At 69.4% G+C, this 14,380-nt stretch carries 12 protein-coding genes; 5 read left to right on the forward strand and 7 right to left on the reverse strand.

Going from position 1 to position 14,380, the window contains the following annotated elements:
* Positions 1 to 2 precede the first annotated feature (2 nt).
* The 4 genes from J2853_RS08440 to J2853_RS08455 are packed head-to-tail and all read right to left on the reverse strand — an operon-like array spanning position 3 to position 4,852.
* Positions 3 to 1,871, reverse strand: coding sequence for a glycoside hydrolase family 127 protein (locus tag J2853_RS08440; protein WP_307556412.1), 1,869 nt, complete (start codon positions 1,869 to 1,871; stop codon positions 3 to 5).
* A complete protein-coding gene (locus J2853_RS08445) occupies positions 1,864 to 2,631 on the reverse strand; it encodes a carbohydrate ABC transporter permease (RefSeq protein WP_307556413.1) in 768 nt (255 codons plus the stop codon). The genes J2853_RS08440 and J2853_RS08445 overlap by 8 nt, the downstream gene beginning before the upstream one ends.
* Positions 2,628 to 3,557: a carbohydrate ABC transporter permease gene (locus J2853_RS08450; RefSeq protein WP_307556414.1), complete on the reverse strand. Its 930-nt coding sequence runs from the start codon at positions 3,555 to 3,557 to the stop codon at positions 2,628 to 2,630. Before J2853_RS08450 ends, J2853_RS08445 begins: the two co-directional genes overlap by 4 nt.
* Positions 3,554 to 4,852 (reverse strand): ABC transporter substrate-binding protein, encoded by a 1,299-nt coding sequence (locus tag J2853_RS08455; RefSeq protein ID WP_307556415.1) that lies wholly within the window; start codon positions 4,850 to 4,852, stop codon positions 3,554 to 3,556. Before J2853_RS08455 ends, J2853_RS08450 begins: the two co-directional genes overlap by 4 nt.
* A gap of 247 nt (positions 4,853 to 5,099) precedes the next feature.
* Here J2853_RS08455 and J2853_RS08460 point away from each other — a divergent pair, with 247 nt between their 5' ends.
* Positions 5,100 to 6,098, forward strand: a complete 999-nt coding sequence (locus J2853_RS08460) for a LacI family DNA-binding transcriptional regulator (RefSeq protein ID WP_307556416.1) — start codon at positions 5,100 to 5,102, stop codon at positions 6,096 to 6,098.
* Positions 6,099 to 6,254: 156 nt separating this feature from the next.
* On the opposite strand, the gene J2853_RS08465 is transcribed toward J2853_RS08460, so the two are convergent.
* From J2853_RS08465 to J2853_RS08475, 3 genes are all read right to left on the reverse strand, one after another.
* Positions 6,255 to 6,869: a PrsW family glutamic-type intramembrane protease gene (locus J2853_RS08465; RefSeq protein ID WP_307556417.1), complete on the reverse strand. Its 615-nt coding sequence runs from the start codon at positions 6,867 to 6,869 to the stop codon at positions 6,255 to 6,257.
* A 157-nt stretch (positions 6,870 to 7,026) separates the two neighbouring features.
* Positions 7,027 to 7,596: a TetR/AcrR family transcriptional regulator gene (locus J2853_RS08470; RefSeq protein WP_307556418.1), complete on the reverse strand. Its 570-nt coding sequence runs from the start codon at positions 7,594 to 7,596 to the stop codon at positions 7,027 to 7,029.
* Positions 7,597 to 7,748: 152 nt separating this feature from the next.
* The gene (locus J2853_RS08475) at positions 7,749 to 9,317 is read right to left on the reverse strand and encodes an FAD-dependent monooxygenase (protein WP_307556419.1); all 1,569 of its coding nucleotides are present in this window, start codon (positions 9,315 to 9,317) and stop codon (positions 7,749 to 7,751) included.
* A 77-nt stretch (positions 9,318 to 9,394) separates the two neighbouring features.
* On the opposite strand from J2853_RS08475, the gene J2853_RS08480 reads away from it, so the two are divergent.
* From J2853_RS08480 to manA, 4 genes are all read left to right on the forward strand, one after another.
* Complete coding sequence (locus J2853_RS08480; protein WP_307556420.1) at positions 9,395 to 10,021, forward strand: TetR/AcrR family transcriptional regulator; 627 nt, start codon at positions 9,395 to 9,397, stop codon at positions 10,019 to 10,021.
* Between the two features lie 107 nt (positions 10,022 to 10,128).
* On the forward strand, positions 10,129 to 10,656 hold the full coding sequence (locus tag J2853_RS08485; protein ID WP_307556421.1) for a SixA phosphatase family protein: 528 nt from the start codon (positions 10,129 to 10,131) through the stop codon (positions 10,654 to 10,656).
* Between the two features lie 579 nt (positions 10,657 to 11,235).
* Complete coding sequence (locus J2853_RS08490; protein WP_307556422.1) at positions 11,236 to 12,711, forward strand: ice-binding family protein; 1,476 nt, start codon at positions 11,236 to 11,238, stop codon at positions 12,709 to 12,711.
* A gap of 480 nt (positions 12,712 to 13,191) precedes the next feature.
* A complete protein-coding gene (gene manA, locus J2853_RS08495) occupies positions 13,192 to 14,307 on the forward strand; it encodes a mannose-6-phosphate isomerase, class I (RefSeq protein WP_307556423.1) in 1,116 nt (371 codons plus the stop codon).
* The last annotated feature ends 73 nt before the right edge of the window (positions 14,308 to 14,380 follow it).

The following is a 14,380-nucleotide window of genomic DNA, read 5'->3' on the forward strand; positions in this document are numbered from 1 at the left end:
TGTCACACGCGCCGGTCGGCCGCGGGCAGCCAGACGCGCATGGTGGCGGGGCCCCGGTTGCCCCAGCGGTGGTACGGCACGAGCCTCAGGGTTTCGGGGGAGGCGGGCTGTCCGGAGGGGTCCGGATCGCCGTCCGGCCGCTCCGCCGGCTGCTCCGCCGGTTGCGCCGGGATGTAGGGCCAGGTGTCCGTCTCCGGGGAGATGCGCGTGCTCCTGACGTCGAGCTCGACGACGCCGTCGACGAGGTGCTCGACCGGGGGCGACATCCGCGCCTCGACGAGGGCGAGCTCGGGGACGTCCCCCACGGACTCGGCGCAGTAGACGACCGGGCCGCGTTCGACGGCCGCGCAGCCGCGCAACGCGTCCACCCGGTTGTCGGGGAAGGTCCACCGCGGCGTCACCGGCAGGTCGAGACGGATCTCGTCGCCCACCTGCCAGTCTCCCTCGGCGACCGCGTAGCCCGCCGGCGCCGGACGGTCGGTCCCGCCGTAGGAGATCCGCGCGCCGGAGGCCCACGCCGGAACCCGCAGGGAGATCCGTGCGGGCCTGGCCTCCAGTACGCGGACGGTCACCGCGCCCGACCACGGATAACCGGTCTCGACCCGCAGCGCGAGACCGTCGTGGCGGATCTCCCCGGGGGTGTGGTGGTGGATCTGCACGCCGGAGGCGTCCGAGGTGGCGAGGTAGGCGGCCAGCGAGGCGTACGTGCGGGCGATGTTGTTGGGGCAGCACGACACGGTGAACCACGGTGAGCGAAGGTCGCCCTCCACCCCCTGATTGATGCCCTCCGAGGGGGTGGCGGGCACCCGGACGTGCAGCGGGTTGGCGTAGAAGAACGAGCGGCCGTCGAGGGCGGGGGAGGTGGCCAGGACGTTGAACAGGGTCCGCTCGGCGAGGTCGGCGTAGCGCACGTCGCCGGTGGCCAGGAGCAGCCGCTGGGCGAGCATGACGGAGCCGACCCCGGCGCAGGTCTCGGCGTAGGCGCGGTCCGGGGGCAGCTCGAAATCCTCGCCGAAGGCCTCGTCGGCGTGATGAGAGCCCATGCCGCCGGTCAGGTGAACCCGCCGGGCGACGGTGCGGTCCCACTGCGCCTCGATCGCCGCCAGCAGCTCGGTGTCCCCGGTCTCCACGGCCACGTCGACCGCGCCGCAGGCGAGATACGTGGCGCGTACGGCGTGGCCGCGGAACACCTCCGCCTTCCGTACGGGCAGGTCGTCCTGGAAGTAGGCGCGGCCGAACGCGATGTCGGCCAGCGCCGGAGCCCCGCGCCGCTCGACGAACCGGCGGGCCATCTCCAGGTAGCGCTCGACGCCGGTCGCCCGGTACAGCTCGACCAGCGCCATCTCCACCACGGGATGGCCGCACGTTTCGGAGGTGTCCATGAAGCGCCGGCAGACGTGGTCGGCCGCCCGCCGGGCGACGGTGGTCAGCTCGTCCTCTCCGTGCATGCGAAGCCGTGCGACGCCGGCCTGGATCAGGTGGCCGTAGCAGTAGAGCTCGTGGCCCCACTCGAAGTCGGTGTAGCGGTCGTCGTGCCAGCGGGTGTTGAGGTAGCCGTCCTCCTCCTGAGCCCGGGCCACGGTCGCGGCCAGTTCCGGCAGGCCCGGATGGTCCGCCCAGGCCATCGCCTCCAGCAGCTTGTAGATCTCCGAGTCGCTGAACTCCCGGCCCTGCCGGGGCCGTGCCGGATTTTTGTTGAGTTCGCGGAAGTTGCCGATCCAGCCGTCCCGCTCCATCCATTCCCGGCAGTGGTCGATGATGACCTCGCGGCTGAGCGCGACGCGGTCGCCCCAGAAGCCGGGTGCCGGCCGTACCGAATCAAGGCCCAGGGGGGACAGCACGCCCGAGGAGGGCAGGACGGGACTAGCCACGCAAGGCTCCTGACATGAATCCGCGCACGTAGTGGCGCTGAAGGACGATGAAGAGGATCAGGCAGGGTACGGCCATGACCATGACCCCCGCCTGCAACATGCCGTAGTCGATGGCGCCGAAAGTGCGCTGCGTCATGCTGACCACGGCCACCGGGAGGGTGAAGCTCTCGCCGTCGTTGAGCAGGATGAGCGGCGCGAAGAAATCGTTCCAGGAGGCGAGGAAGGCGAACAGTCCGACGGTGATCAGGGCGGGCCGCACCGCTTGGAGCAGGATGCGGACGAAGGCGCGGAAAGTGCCGCAGCCGTCGACGAGGGCGGCCTCCTCCAGCTCGCGCGGGATCGCCTCGAAGGCGTTGCGCATCATGAACAGCGCGAACGGGAGCTGGAACATCACGAAGACGAGGGAGAGGCCGACCAGGGAGTTCTGCAGGCCGATGTAGCCGAGCAGGACGTAGAGCGGGATCAGGATGGTCGCATAGGGCACCATCAGGATCGCCAGCGTGACGAGGAAGAGCAGGTTCTTGCCGGGGAAGTCGAAACGGGCGAAGGCGTAGCCGCCGAGGGCGGAGACGATGAGCGTGCCGGTGACGGTCATCACCGACACCAGCACGCTGTTGGTCAGGTAGGTGCCGACGCCCTCGCCGAACCGGGCCATCTCGGCGTAGTTTTCCAGACCTCCGTCGAAGGAGGACCAGCCGCTCCACAGCAGCGGGAAAAGGAAGAGTACGGCCAAGGCCGACAGGGTGGTGTAGTACCTCAATTCGACCTCCTGAGCACGCGCATCTGCAGGACGTTGAGCGCCACCAGCGCGAGCAGCAGCACGACCGAGAGCGCGGCGGCGCCACCGAGGTCGAAGCGGGTGAACGCGTCGCGGTAGATGACCATGACCATGGAGACGGTGCTGTTGTCCGGGCCGCCGTTGGTGAAGATGAAGAACTGGTCGAAGGCGAGGAGCGAGCCGGTGATGCTGAGGATGAGCATCAGCGCGATCGTGGGTCGCAGGAGCGGCAACGTGATCCTGGTGAAGATCTGCCACCGGTTGGCGCCGTCGCTCCTGGCCGCCTCGTAGACCTCCAGGGGGATCGCCTGCAGTCCTGTGAGCAGGATGAGCATGTTGAACCCCGCGAACCGCCAGAGCACCAGCGTGATCGTGGAGAACAGCGCCATGTTCGGGGTGCCGGTCCACTTCACCGGCTCGTCGATGATCCCCAGGGCTTGCAGGATCGGGTCGATCGGCCCGAAGTCGTTGTTCAGCATGCCGTAGAAGAGCAGCGCCGCCGAGGCGAAGCCGACCGCGCCGGGCAGGAAGAACGCCGTGCGGAAGAAGCCGATCCCCGGCCTGCGCTCCTGCACCAGCAGGGCCAGGCCGAGCGCCACCGCGGACAGCAGGATCGTGGTGATCACGGTGTACTTCAGCGTGAAGTACACCGCGTCGAGGAACAGGGGATTGTCGGCGATCTTGGCGTAGTTGTCCGGGGCGTTGAAGCGCGCCTGGCCGAGCAGGGGCCAGCGGTTCAGCGACATCCAGCCGATGAGCACCAGCGGCGCCAGGAAGAGCACGCCCACGATCAGTGCGGTGGGGGCGGCGTAGAGCCAGCCCTGGGCGCCCCGGGACCGCCACCAGGAGGGCGGTGCCGGCCTGGTCGCCCGCACCGCCTGCCCGTCACGCTTTGTGATCACGGTCATTGCTGCAGGGACTTGGTGATGTCGGTGTTGAGCTGGGCGGCCTTGGCCGGGTCACCGAACACGGCCTCACGTGCCAGGCGCAGCCACGGCCCCTGCGGGTCGTTGTAGGTCTGGCCGAAGCGCAGCGCGTACGGCGTCTGTCCCTTGGCCACCAGCGAGTTGATCATTACCACGCGGGGGTCCTCGGCGGAGTACTTGTTGTTGGACAGGTCGGTGCGGGCGACCACGTCCTTGTTCTTGGCCATGACCTCGACCTGGGCCTCGTCGGAGACCGTCCAGGACAGGAACTCCCAGGCCGCGTCGGCGTTCTCGGTGGTCGAGGAGATGCCGACGGAGTCGCCGCCCACGAACGTGGACTCACCCCCGTCGGGACCGGCGATCGGCGCGACACCGATCTTCATGTCCTTGGGCATCAGGCCGAGCGTGGTCGAGGGCATCGGCATGACGCCGATCTCGCCCTTGGGGAAGAATCCAGTCCAGGTCGGGCCCTGCTCCTCCTTGGTCGTCGCGCCGGTGACGCCCTTGGCGTACAGGTCCTTGTAGATGTTGAACACGTCCGTCATCGCGGGCTGGTCGTTGAGGGAGGTCGTGCCCTCGGCGTCCATGACCTGCGCGCCCGAGGCCCACACCGAGGGCCAGAAGGTGAACACGTAGCAGCCGCCGCAGTTGCCGCCGAAGAACGTGCCGCTGACCTTGCCGTCCTTGCCCAGCTTCTCGTCCACGACGGTGGCCTGCTCGGCGAACTCCTTCAGCGTCGTCGGGCCCTTCTCCGGGTCCAGCCCGGCCTTCTCGTACAGGTCCTTGTTCCAGAACCAGACCGACAGGTCCAGGGTGTGCGGGAGCGTGTACTGCCGGCCCTCCATGGTGCCCAGCTTCATGTGCGAGGGCGCCAGGCTGTCCTTGTACGGCAGGGCGCCGACCCTGTCGGTGATGTCCAGGAACAGGCCCTGCGAGGTGTAGTTGGGAACGAAGATCACGTCGGAGGCGAAGATGTCGGGCAGCTGCTTGGCGCCCGCGGCCGCCGCGATGCGCGGCTGGTAGTTGTCCGTCGGGATGACGGTCATCTTCACCTGGTTCTTGTGGCTCTTGTTATAGGCGGCGACCAGGCGCTCGCTCTGCGCCTGGGTCGCGGCGCGCGTCCACATGGTGATCGTGACGCCTTCGGCGGACCCGGCGGAGGGCGCGGATCCCGCGGACTGCGGCTCGGTTCCGCCGCAGGCGGCCACGACCGCCATGGTCAGCAAGCTCAGCAGCGCGACCCCGGCCCTTCGGCCTCGGGGTGAACGCAGATTCATGGTGTCTCCTCTCGGCATCCCCCGAGACGCCAGAAACAAAACTAAAAGGTTTTCGGAAACATAAGAGAAACATAGGGAGCTGTCAATGGCCTGCGGATACCTTGCTGCAGCGCGAGGACTTGCCTACCGAAGAGGTGCTGGTTATGGTCTGTGCGACGGCCCGTGGTCGTCATGGGCCTGGAGCAATACGCCGGAGCAATGTGAAAGAAAAGGGTTTCGCTAGATGGTCGATAGGCGATCGCGTGCGGTGACTATCAGCGACGTGGCCTCGCTCGCCGGGGTGTCCATCGCCACGGTCTCCAAGGCGCTGAACGGCAGGGACAACGTGCGGGCGGAGACCCGGCAGCGAGTGCTGGAGGCCGCGGAGGAACTCTCCTTCCAGCCCAACGCGCTGGCCAGGGGCCTGCTGTCCGGGCAGACCCGAACCGTCGGGTTACTCACCAGCGACAGCGTCGGCAGGTTCGGGATCCCGGTGCTCCTCGGCGCCGAGGACGCGTTCGGCGCGGGGGAGATGGCGCTGCTGCTGTGCGACGCCAGGGGCGACGCCATCCGCGAGCAGCACTACATCCGCACGCTCCTGTCCCGGCGCGTGGACGGTTTGATAGTGGTCGGCGAGAGCACGGACACGCGCTCGTCCATCAGCCGTGACCTGACCATCCCCGTGGTCTACGCCTACGGGGCGTCCGACGATCCGGGCGACGTCTCGTTCGTTCCCGACGACGTGGGGGGCGCGGCCCTCGCCGGGCGGCACCTGGTGGCCATGGGACGGCGCAGGATCGCGCACATCACGGGGCCGATGGACTACAAGGCCACGATCGACCGGGCCGAGGGCCTGGCGGTGGCGCTGGCGGAGACCGGCCTCGTTCAGACCGGAGAGACGCTTCACGGCACGTGGTCGCAGCGCTGGGGCCGGCACGCGGCCGAGATGCTGCTGATGGCCGAGCCGGAGGTGGACGCGGTGTTCTGCGGGAGCGACCAGATCGCCGCCGGATTCGTCGAGGTGGCCAGGGAGCGAGGCCGTCGCATCCCCGACGACATCGCGGTCGTGGGCTACGACAACTGGGAGATGCTCTCCGCCGAGACGCGGCCGGCGCTGACCACGGTCGACATGAATCTGGAGACGCTCGGCCGCACCGCCGCCCAGCACCTGTTCGCCGCCATCGACGGCAGGGCCACGCCGGGCGTCCACCGCATGCCCTGCCGTCTCGTCATCCGCGACTCCACCGCCCCGCGCGGCTCCTCCTGATCCGGCGGATCCCTCGTGGAGCGGCGGGCCTCCCGGCGGCCGGCGCGTCTCCGGCGGAAGGGGGTCGCCGTGGAACCGGCCGAGAACCGGGCGGATACGGATCAGGGGCGGTCCCCGGCCTTGAGACGTGCGCGCCTGCCCGCCCGCCGGGCGGCTTTACGAGGCGTTCCCGGTCGCGAGGGCCTCAAGCATGTCCGCTCTGGCCGCGGCCGTCACCCGTGTCTGCTCATCGAGCCCGTCCCGGTCGCCGGTGGTTTGCGAACGGGCCCTCCGGATGCCGAGCGCACTCGCCTCCGCCTGGTATCGGCCGGTGGCGCGAGCCGCGGCCCGGCCTGAGCGGCGACGCGCGTCTCGCCTCCAGCGGCGGCGTTCTCCGAGGTTCGCGAGTGGTGTCACCTCTTCGGGCGCGATGAGGCCGTCGCGCGCGAGGGCCGGCAAGGCCGCGGCGACCATCTTCCCCTCGCGCTTGCGCAGTACGAGTGCCAGGACCAGCGTCGCGAGGAACACCGGCACCATGACGGCTCCGTAGATCCTGTAGATCAGCAGCGGATCGCTTCCGGCGAGCCCCGCCCAATCCCATGCACCGTGCAGGATGATCGCGACGAGCAGGCCCACGAGGGCGAGTCCCGCGCGTGCGGCTCGGCTGCGCCTGCCCGCGGACGCCGCCGCGGCGACGCCGAGCCCGAACACGGCCACCATGAGCGGGTGGAAGAACGGCACCATCACCACGCGCAGGAAGAAGCCGGCCCCGAGCAGGGCGACGGCGTGCACGTCAGACGTGTCCGACGAACCCGGCGCAGCTCGACGTGCTTGTGCGCATCTGGAAACAGCATGGCTGATCCGGGACCGTCCGCCTTGGGCGGCTGCCAGGGCCGGCCAGACGGCGGCCGGGCGACCACGCCGGTGATCGTGCGGACTCTGCCGCCGGTCAGGGCGTGGTCCGGCCTCGCAGCAGGGCGTCGAGGGAATCCACGATCCAGGACCAGGATTCCTGCGGGTCGACGGCGGTGTGGCTGAAGCCCCCGGTCGTCTCCAGGCTGACATAGCCGTGGAAGACGCTGCCCAGCATCCGGACCGCGTGCGTCTGGTCCGGCTCCGTCAGGTCGTAGCCGCGCAGGATCGCCCGCGTCATCTGTGCGTGCCGCACCCCGGCGCCGGCCGCCGCCGTCTCGGGGTCGAGCCGGAGCCGGGCGGCGGCGTAGCGACCGGGGTGCTCCCGGGCGTAGTCGCGGTAGGCGTCCGCGAAGGCGGCCAAGGCGTCCTTGCCGGCACGCCCGGCCAGGGCGGCGGTCACCCGGTCGGCGAGTTCCTCCAGCGCGAACAGGGCGATCCTGGTCCTGAGGTCCTGGGAGTTCTTCAGGTGTGAGTACAGGCTCGCGACCTTGACGTCGAACCGCCTGGCGAGCACCGAGACGGTCACCTGGTCGAAGCCGATCTCGTCGGCCAGCTCCGCCCCCGCCCGGGTCAGGCGCTCCGGGGTCAGCCCTGCCCTGACCATGGCCTTCCTCTCATCAAGGAAAGCCTATTATGCATTTGCCTAATAGTTTTAGGCAAATGAGCCTGCCGTTCATGAAGCCACCGGCCGAGCGGGCCGGCGGTGCCGACGTCATCGAGCTGCCCCGTGCGCGGCGCCGCCTCCCGCCGCGTCGGCTACGCCGCCGACTCGCCGATGGACGCGTTCGCGCCTTCCCCGGCGGGCGTGCCGAGCCAGGTGGACAGGGCCGCCTCCAGCGAGCCGGGGTCGGCGCCGACGGTGTCGGAGGCCCAGGCGACGAACCCGTCGGGCCGTACGAGCAGTCCGGCCGGCGCGGTCTCGTCGAGGACGGCCTCCGTGATCACCTTTATCCGGTCGCCGTAGCCGCCGGCCAGAGCCCGTAGTCCTCCCGACGGGTCCAGCAGCAACGCCCTGCCCTCGTGCAGGTGGTCGGCGAGCCTGGACCCGTCGGCCAGTTCGAGGTCCGGCGCGCCGGCGCCGACCAGCGGGTGGTCGCCGTGAAGGTCGTAGCGCTGCCATACCCCGGAGATCTGCTTGGCGAAGTAGGTGGTCCCGGTGACGGTCTCCGTCAGTTCGGTCACCACCTCGCGAAGCGCCCTGGAGCGAGGGTCCGGGCGCATCAGCACGATCTGCGCGCGGGTCCAGTCCAGGACCCAGGCGCCGATCGGGTGCCGCTCGGTGGTGTAGGTGTCCAGCAGTCCTTCCGGGGCCCAGCCCCGTACGGTGGCCGCGAGCTTCCAGCCGAGGTTCACGGCGTCTCCCATGCCGAGGTTCAGGCCCTGCCCGCCGAAGGGCGAGTGGACGTGGGCCGCGTCGCCGGCCAGGAGCACCCTGCCCATCCGGTAGGTGGTGACCTGCCGGGCGTTGTCGGTGAACCGGGTCGCGGTCTTCACCTCGGTGACGACGACGTCGGTCCCGCTGACGTTCCGGATCGACGCCTGCAGCTCCTCGGCGGTGACGGCGGCGTCCCGGTCGGCGGGCACGCCGCCGAACTCCACGGTGAGGACGCGGCCCGGCAGCGGGCCGTGGGCGTAGACGCCGGTGGCCGTGGCGTGCCAGCCCGTCTTCAGGGCTTCCGAACCCTCCATCTCCACCATCGCCTGGTGCGCGTTGATCTCCGGCTCGGTGCCGGGGAAGTCGAAGCCGGTGAGCTTGCGGACCGTGCTCCTGCCTCCGTCGCAGCCCACCAGCCAGCGCCCGCGGATCTCCTCCCCGCCCGCCGTCACCGTCACCCCGTCGGCGTCGGCCTTCAGGCCGGTCAGCTCCACGCCCCGGCGGATCTCGACCCCGAGTTTCACGGCGCGATCGGCGAGGATCCCCTCAAGCTGCTGCTGGGTGACCATGCCGATCAGGTCGGCGGGGCCGTGCCCGGCGAGCTCGGGGTCGGACGTGTCAAGCCGGTCGGCGCTGAGCATGATCCCGGCGAAGTGGCCGGCGAACCTCGGCGGCGCCTTGGCGGGCCCCCCGTCCGGGAACCGCTGCCGCATGAACGTGGCGAACTGCTCCATGTTGCGATCCTGCGCCTCCCGCAGCTCGGGCAGCATGCCGCGCCGGTAGAGCGCCTCCACGCTGGGGGTGTTCAGCGAGCCGGCCTTGATGGTGGGGTCCATCTCCGTCAGCCGCTCCAGCACCACGACCGAGGCTCCACCGATCAGCAGCTCGCAGGCCAGCATCAGGCCGACCGGTCCGCCCCCCGCCACCACCACGTCGACGTCGTATGACATGTCACTCCTCCGGAAAATATGTACCGCCGCTAGAAATTTACTTCAGCTATAAATTTTTATCAACTATAGTAAGTTCCGTGAGTGACGAGCTTGGGCTTCGTGAGCGGAAGAAGCGGCAGACCCGCCAGTTGATCTCGGACGTGGCCTCCAGCCTCTTCGTCCAGCGCGGCTTCGACAACGTCGCGGTCGCGGAGGTGGCCGAGGCGGCCAACATCTCGACGAAGACGGTCTTCAACTACTTCCAGAGGAAGGAAGATCTCTTCTTCGACCGGTTCCCGCAGGCCGTCGATCTGATCAGCTGGGCGGTCCGCGAGCGTCCCCCGGGGGAGTCACCGCTGGCCGCCCTGCGGCGTCTGGCCCTGGAATTGCTGAAGCAGCGCCATCCACTGGGCGGGGTCGGCGACCGCTACCGGTTCTTCTGGCAGGTGGTGCTGGACTCTCCGGCGCTTCAGGCCAGGGCCAGGGAGTTCGCCGAAGAAGTGGAGGTCCTGCTCGGCGCGCTGTTCGCGGAGGCGGCCGGAGCCGATCCCGACGATCCGTGGTGCCGGCTGACGGCGGCCCTGGTCGTCACGGCCTACCGTACGGCCTACGTCGTCGCCGCCCAGAGGATCCTCGCCGGTGAACACGCGGACGACGTCGTCGACGACCACATCCTGCTGCTGAACCGCTCCTTCGACGCCCTGGAACGGGCGCTGGCCTCCTAGGGACCCCCGCTCGCGCGGCAATCGGTGAATCCCGGCGATCCGGCTCCGCCCGCGTTGTCGCGGACCGGTGGATGTCGCGTCCGGAACCGGTTTGAGAGGCTGTAGTCATGACCGTACCGACGCCCCGACGCCTGATCGTGCTGCGGCACGCCAAGTCCGCCTGGCCGGATGTGAACGACTTCGAGCGGCCGCTCGCCCCGCGTGGACGCCGCGACGCCCCCGCGGCCGGGCACTGGCTACGGGATTCCGGCTGCCTGCCCGATCACGTCGTCTGCTCGCCGGCCCGCCGTACCCGCCAGACGTGGGACCTCGTCGCCCAGGAACTGGGCGCCACGCCGCCGATCCTCTACGACGAGCGGGTGTACGGCGCGAGCGTGCACGTGCTGCTCGACGTCGTGCGCGAGGTGGCGGAGCCGGTGCGGACCCTGCTGCTGATCGGGCACAACCCGGGTCTGCAGGAGCTGACGCTGGCACTGGCCGGTGAGGCGGCCGGCGACGCGATCGAGCGGGTGGAGGAGAAGTTCCCGACCTCCGCGATCGCCGTGCTGACGTTCGAGGGATCCTGGCCGGAACTCGCCCCGGCCTCCGCCCTGCTGACCGACCTCGCCGTCCCGCGCGGAAAGAAGAAATCCTGAAACCACCGATCGCCGGTCATTCCGGTTCGCCCATGAGGCAGGGCGGACCGGGCCGAGGCGGTCGACGGGCTGTCCACGGGAAGGCGCCGAAAAGTGGCCATCGCCTGAGCCGGAGAGATCGCGCGAATCGCTTGTCTCCATTTCTGGAGATTCGAACCCGCCCTTATACGCTGCGAAGTCAGCAAAAGCGGCTTCTATGATATTCCTCGCGTCCCACCACTAAACAGCATTACTCGGATTGCTGGTTTCGAATGGCGACCACCGCGGGAAAGATCATTCCTGCCCTACGTCATTGCGGGTATTCGTGCTGGTCAGAAGTCATGCGATCGAAGAATTCGTTCGATTTGATCAAGACTATTGTGCTGGTCGAGTCGAGCGTGTCCGCTCGGCGGCACGGTCATATTTCCTTTATATCTGGGAACGGCTGTCAGATTTATATCTCCCGCATGTCGGACGGCGATGAAGAGCGCGCCTATTAGTAGGGTCGAAGGCAATGGCGCATCATCGGCAATGCGTCTGGACGGAGCAATACTAAAAGAAAAGGACGGCTTTATGATAGACGCCACTCGCTCTCGCGTAGTGCCGCGAATTGTCAAGCGTTCCTGGCTGGCGGGAGCTCTCACAGCCACGGTCGCGATGGGAGCCCTCGTCGCGACGCCACACACCGCGAGCGCGGCGGCGAAGGCGCCGGTGCCGGTGGCGCTCGGCACGGCTGCGGACTTCGCGGTTCTGGCTGGGAAAGCGGCCATAAGCACCGGCACCACCGTCGTCACCGGGGATCTCGGAGTGAGTCCCGGTTCGGCGGTCAGCGGCTTCCCTCCCGGTACCGTGAGCGGAACCACGCACACGGCCGACGCCGCCGCCGCGCAGGCCCAGGTCGACCTGGCCACCGCCTACAACGCCGCCGCCACCCAGGCTCCTGCCGCCACGGTGCCGACGCAGCTCGGCGGGACCACCTTGGGGCCGGGCATCTACAAGTCCACCGCCGGCACCTTCCAGATCAACGGGAACCTGACGCTCGACGCCCAGGGAGACCCCAACGCGGTCTTCATCTTCCAGACGACCTCCAGCCTCAGCACCGGAACCGCCAGCACGGTGACCCTCACCGGAGGCGCCCAAGAGTGCAATGTCTTCTGGAAGGTCGGCAGTTCGGCCGCTCTGGGAACGAACTCCGATTTCATCGGAAACATCCTCGCGTTGAACTCGGTCTCCACGGGCAACGGCACGACCGTGCAGGGTCGTGTCCTGGCCCGTACCGGCATCGTCACCCTGAACAAGAGCAGCGTCACACCGTCCGCCTGCCAGACCCCGCCGGGCACCGTGCAGGCCGCGCCGGGCACTGTGGAGGCCGCGCCGGGCGTCCCACCGATCGCGCCGTGCGTCCTGGTGCAGGGAGGTCCGTTCGCCTTCGGCATGCCGGTGGACATCTTGAGCATGGCCGTTCCCCCCGGATCGGTGGCCTACTTCGCCACCGGACCGCTTCTGGGAGCGCCCCAGTTCGGCACCGTCGGCCAGGTCGGCCCGACCGCCGCGGACCCCTGTGAGGGGATGGGCCAGCTCCCCGTCACCCCGGGCGCTCCGGGTGGCCCGGGTGCTCCGGGTGCCCCTGGCGCTCCGGGTGCTCCGGGTGCTCCGGGTGCTCCGGGTGCCCCTGGCGCTCCGGGTGTCCCTGGTGCCCCTGGCGCTCCGGGTGCTCCCGCCGCTCCTGGTTCTCCGGGCGCTCCGGATGCTCCTGGTTCCCCGGCTGCTCCGAGCGTTCCGGGTGCTCCGGGTGCTCCGAGCGTTCCGGCTGCTTCGAGCGGTCCAGGTGCTCCTGGTGCTCCGGGTGCGGGTACGCCGGGCGTGGACGCTCCGGGCGCCGGTACGGGAACTCCGGTCGCGGCGGCCTCGAACACGGCGGCCTCGAACACGGCTGTTCCGGGCGCGGTCGTCCAGAACGAGGGCGTGGGCCTCTACCCCCAGGGGATGGGCATGGCCGATCTGGGTTTCGGCGTCTCACCGATGGCGACCGGGGGCGTCGTCATCTACGGCTCGTGCACGCCGTGGGTGTGCTGATAAAACAATGCGTCGGTGCTGGACCCCGGACTACGGAGGCGCTCCGCATGGGGCCTCCGATAAGAGGCGGGCCTGACCCACATGGGCGGATGCCGAGCCTTCTTCATCGGACTCCTTGATTCCGGAACGCCTCAAGGCGTGGGGAAGAATCCGATGCTCCCGACCGTGCCGATACCGTCGGGGGCACGTTTCCTGGCATGACCCCACCGTTGATGTCCTTTCCATGACCTCACCGCTGGGGAGAACCGACCGCTCCTTACCGCTCGCCGATGTCCCACATGGTGCTCCTGGCCGTGCGGGACATCGGCTTTCGGCTTTCCCGGGCCGGGACGGACGCGTGGATCGGGCCGGCCGGACGATCGACGCGCCGAGGCGTGATTCGCCGGCGCGGTGGCCGTCCGCCTGCGAGGACGGCGGGAGAGGCACGTTCTGGCACGTGGACGCCGGAGCATCCGCCACACTTGTAGAGGAGGAGGAATCGTGACAGAACTGCCAGTTGATCCCTTGTGGAACACCGTGAAGAACTACGACTGGGGATCGCGTACGGCCATCGCCACGCTGACGGGGCGCCCCGCTCCCACGGAACTGCCCGAGGCCGAGATGTGGCTCGGCGCTCACTCGTCCGGATCCTCGTCGCTGGTGCGGCAGGGAACGCGGCGCACGCTCGCCGAAACGGTGGCCGCCGACCCGCTGACAGAGCTGGGGCGCTCGACCGCCGAGCGGTTCGGCTCGCGCCTGCCGTACCTGTTGAAGCTGATCGCCGTGGACCTGCCGCTGTCGTTGCAGGTTCACCCGTCGCGGGAGCAGGCGGAGGAGGGGTTCGCGAGGGGGGCTTACGTCGACCCGTTCTCCAAGCCCGAACTGATCTGCGCGCTGACGCCGTTCACGGCGCTGGCCGGCTTCCGCGCGCCACGCCGGGCGGCGGAACTTCTGGAAGAGCTGGGTGTGCCGGAGCTCCGGCCGGTCGTCGCGCTGCTCGCCGGGGAGGAGACCACGGCCGCTCTGCGAGTGCTCGTGGAGTGGCCGGCGGATTCCAGGCGTGAGCTCGTCGCCTCGATCGTGCGAGGCGCGGAGGCCGCGGGCGGCCCCGACCACGCGCTGGTCGTACGGCTGGCGGATCTCCACCCCGAGGACCCGGCCTGCCTGGCGCCGTTGCTGCTGGAGCGGTACGAGCTGGAGCCGGGTGAGGCGATCTTCCTCGGCGCGGGAGTTCTCCACTGCTACCTGAGCGGGTTCGGCGTGGAGATCATGAGCGGCTCGGACAACGTGCTGCGCGCCGGGCTGACCAGCAAGCCGATCGAGGTGGAGGAGCTGCTTCGGGTGACGGTCCCCACCGCGTCGCCCCTGCGGGTCGAGCCGGTGAAGAACGTCTACCGCACGCCCGCGCCGGAGTTCGGCCTGGGCAGCGTCAGCCCCGGCCCGGGCTTCCTGCTGGAGGGAGGCGTGCCACGCATCCTGCTGTGCACGTGGGGAGAGGTCGAGGCCGGAGGGCGGACCCTGCGCCAGGGGGAGTCCGCTTTCGTCTCCGCCGCGGCCGGGCCCATCGAGCTGCGCGGATCCGGGACGGTCTTCTGGGCGGAGCCCGGACAGGAGTAGTCGGCAAGCGGTACGTGGACGACATGTCAGGCGGTGCGGCTCGCGTGAGCCGCACCGCCTGACGCGTGTCGGA

It is taken from the genome of Streptosporangium lutulentum, assembly GCF_030811455.1.
In the GTDB taxonomy this organism is placed as follows: Bacteria; Actinomycetota; Actinomycetes; order Streptosporangiales; family Streptosporangiaceae; genus Streptosporangium; species Streptosporangium lutulentum.

Excerpts from the sequence above, each read along its gene's own strand:
- J2853_RS08450 (WP_307556414.1), bottom strand. The coding sequence starts at position 3,557 with ATGACCGTGATCACAAAGCGTGACGGGCAGGCGGTGCGGGCGACCAGG.
- J2853_RS08455 (WP_307556415.1), bottom strand. The coding sequence starts at position 4,852 with ATGAATCTGCGTTCACCCCGAGGCCGAAGGGCCGGGGTCGCGCTGCTG.
- J2853_RS08485 (WP_307556421.1), top strand. The coding sequence starts at position 10,129 with ATGACCGTACCGACGCCCCGACGCCTGATCGTGCTGCGGCACGCCAAG.
- J2853_RS08470 (WP_307556418.1), bottom strand. The coding sequence starts at position 7,596 with ATGGTCAGGGCAGGGCTGACCCCGGAGCGCCTGACCCGGGCGGGGGCG.
- J2853_RS08475 (WP_307556419.1), bottom strand. The coding sequence starts at position 9,317 with ATGTCATACGACGTCGACGTGGTGGTGGCGGGGGGCGGACCGGTCGGC.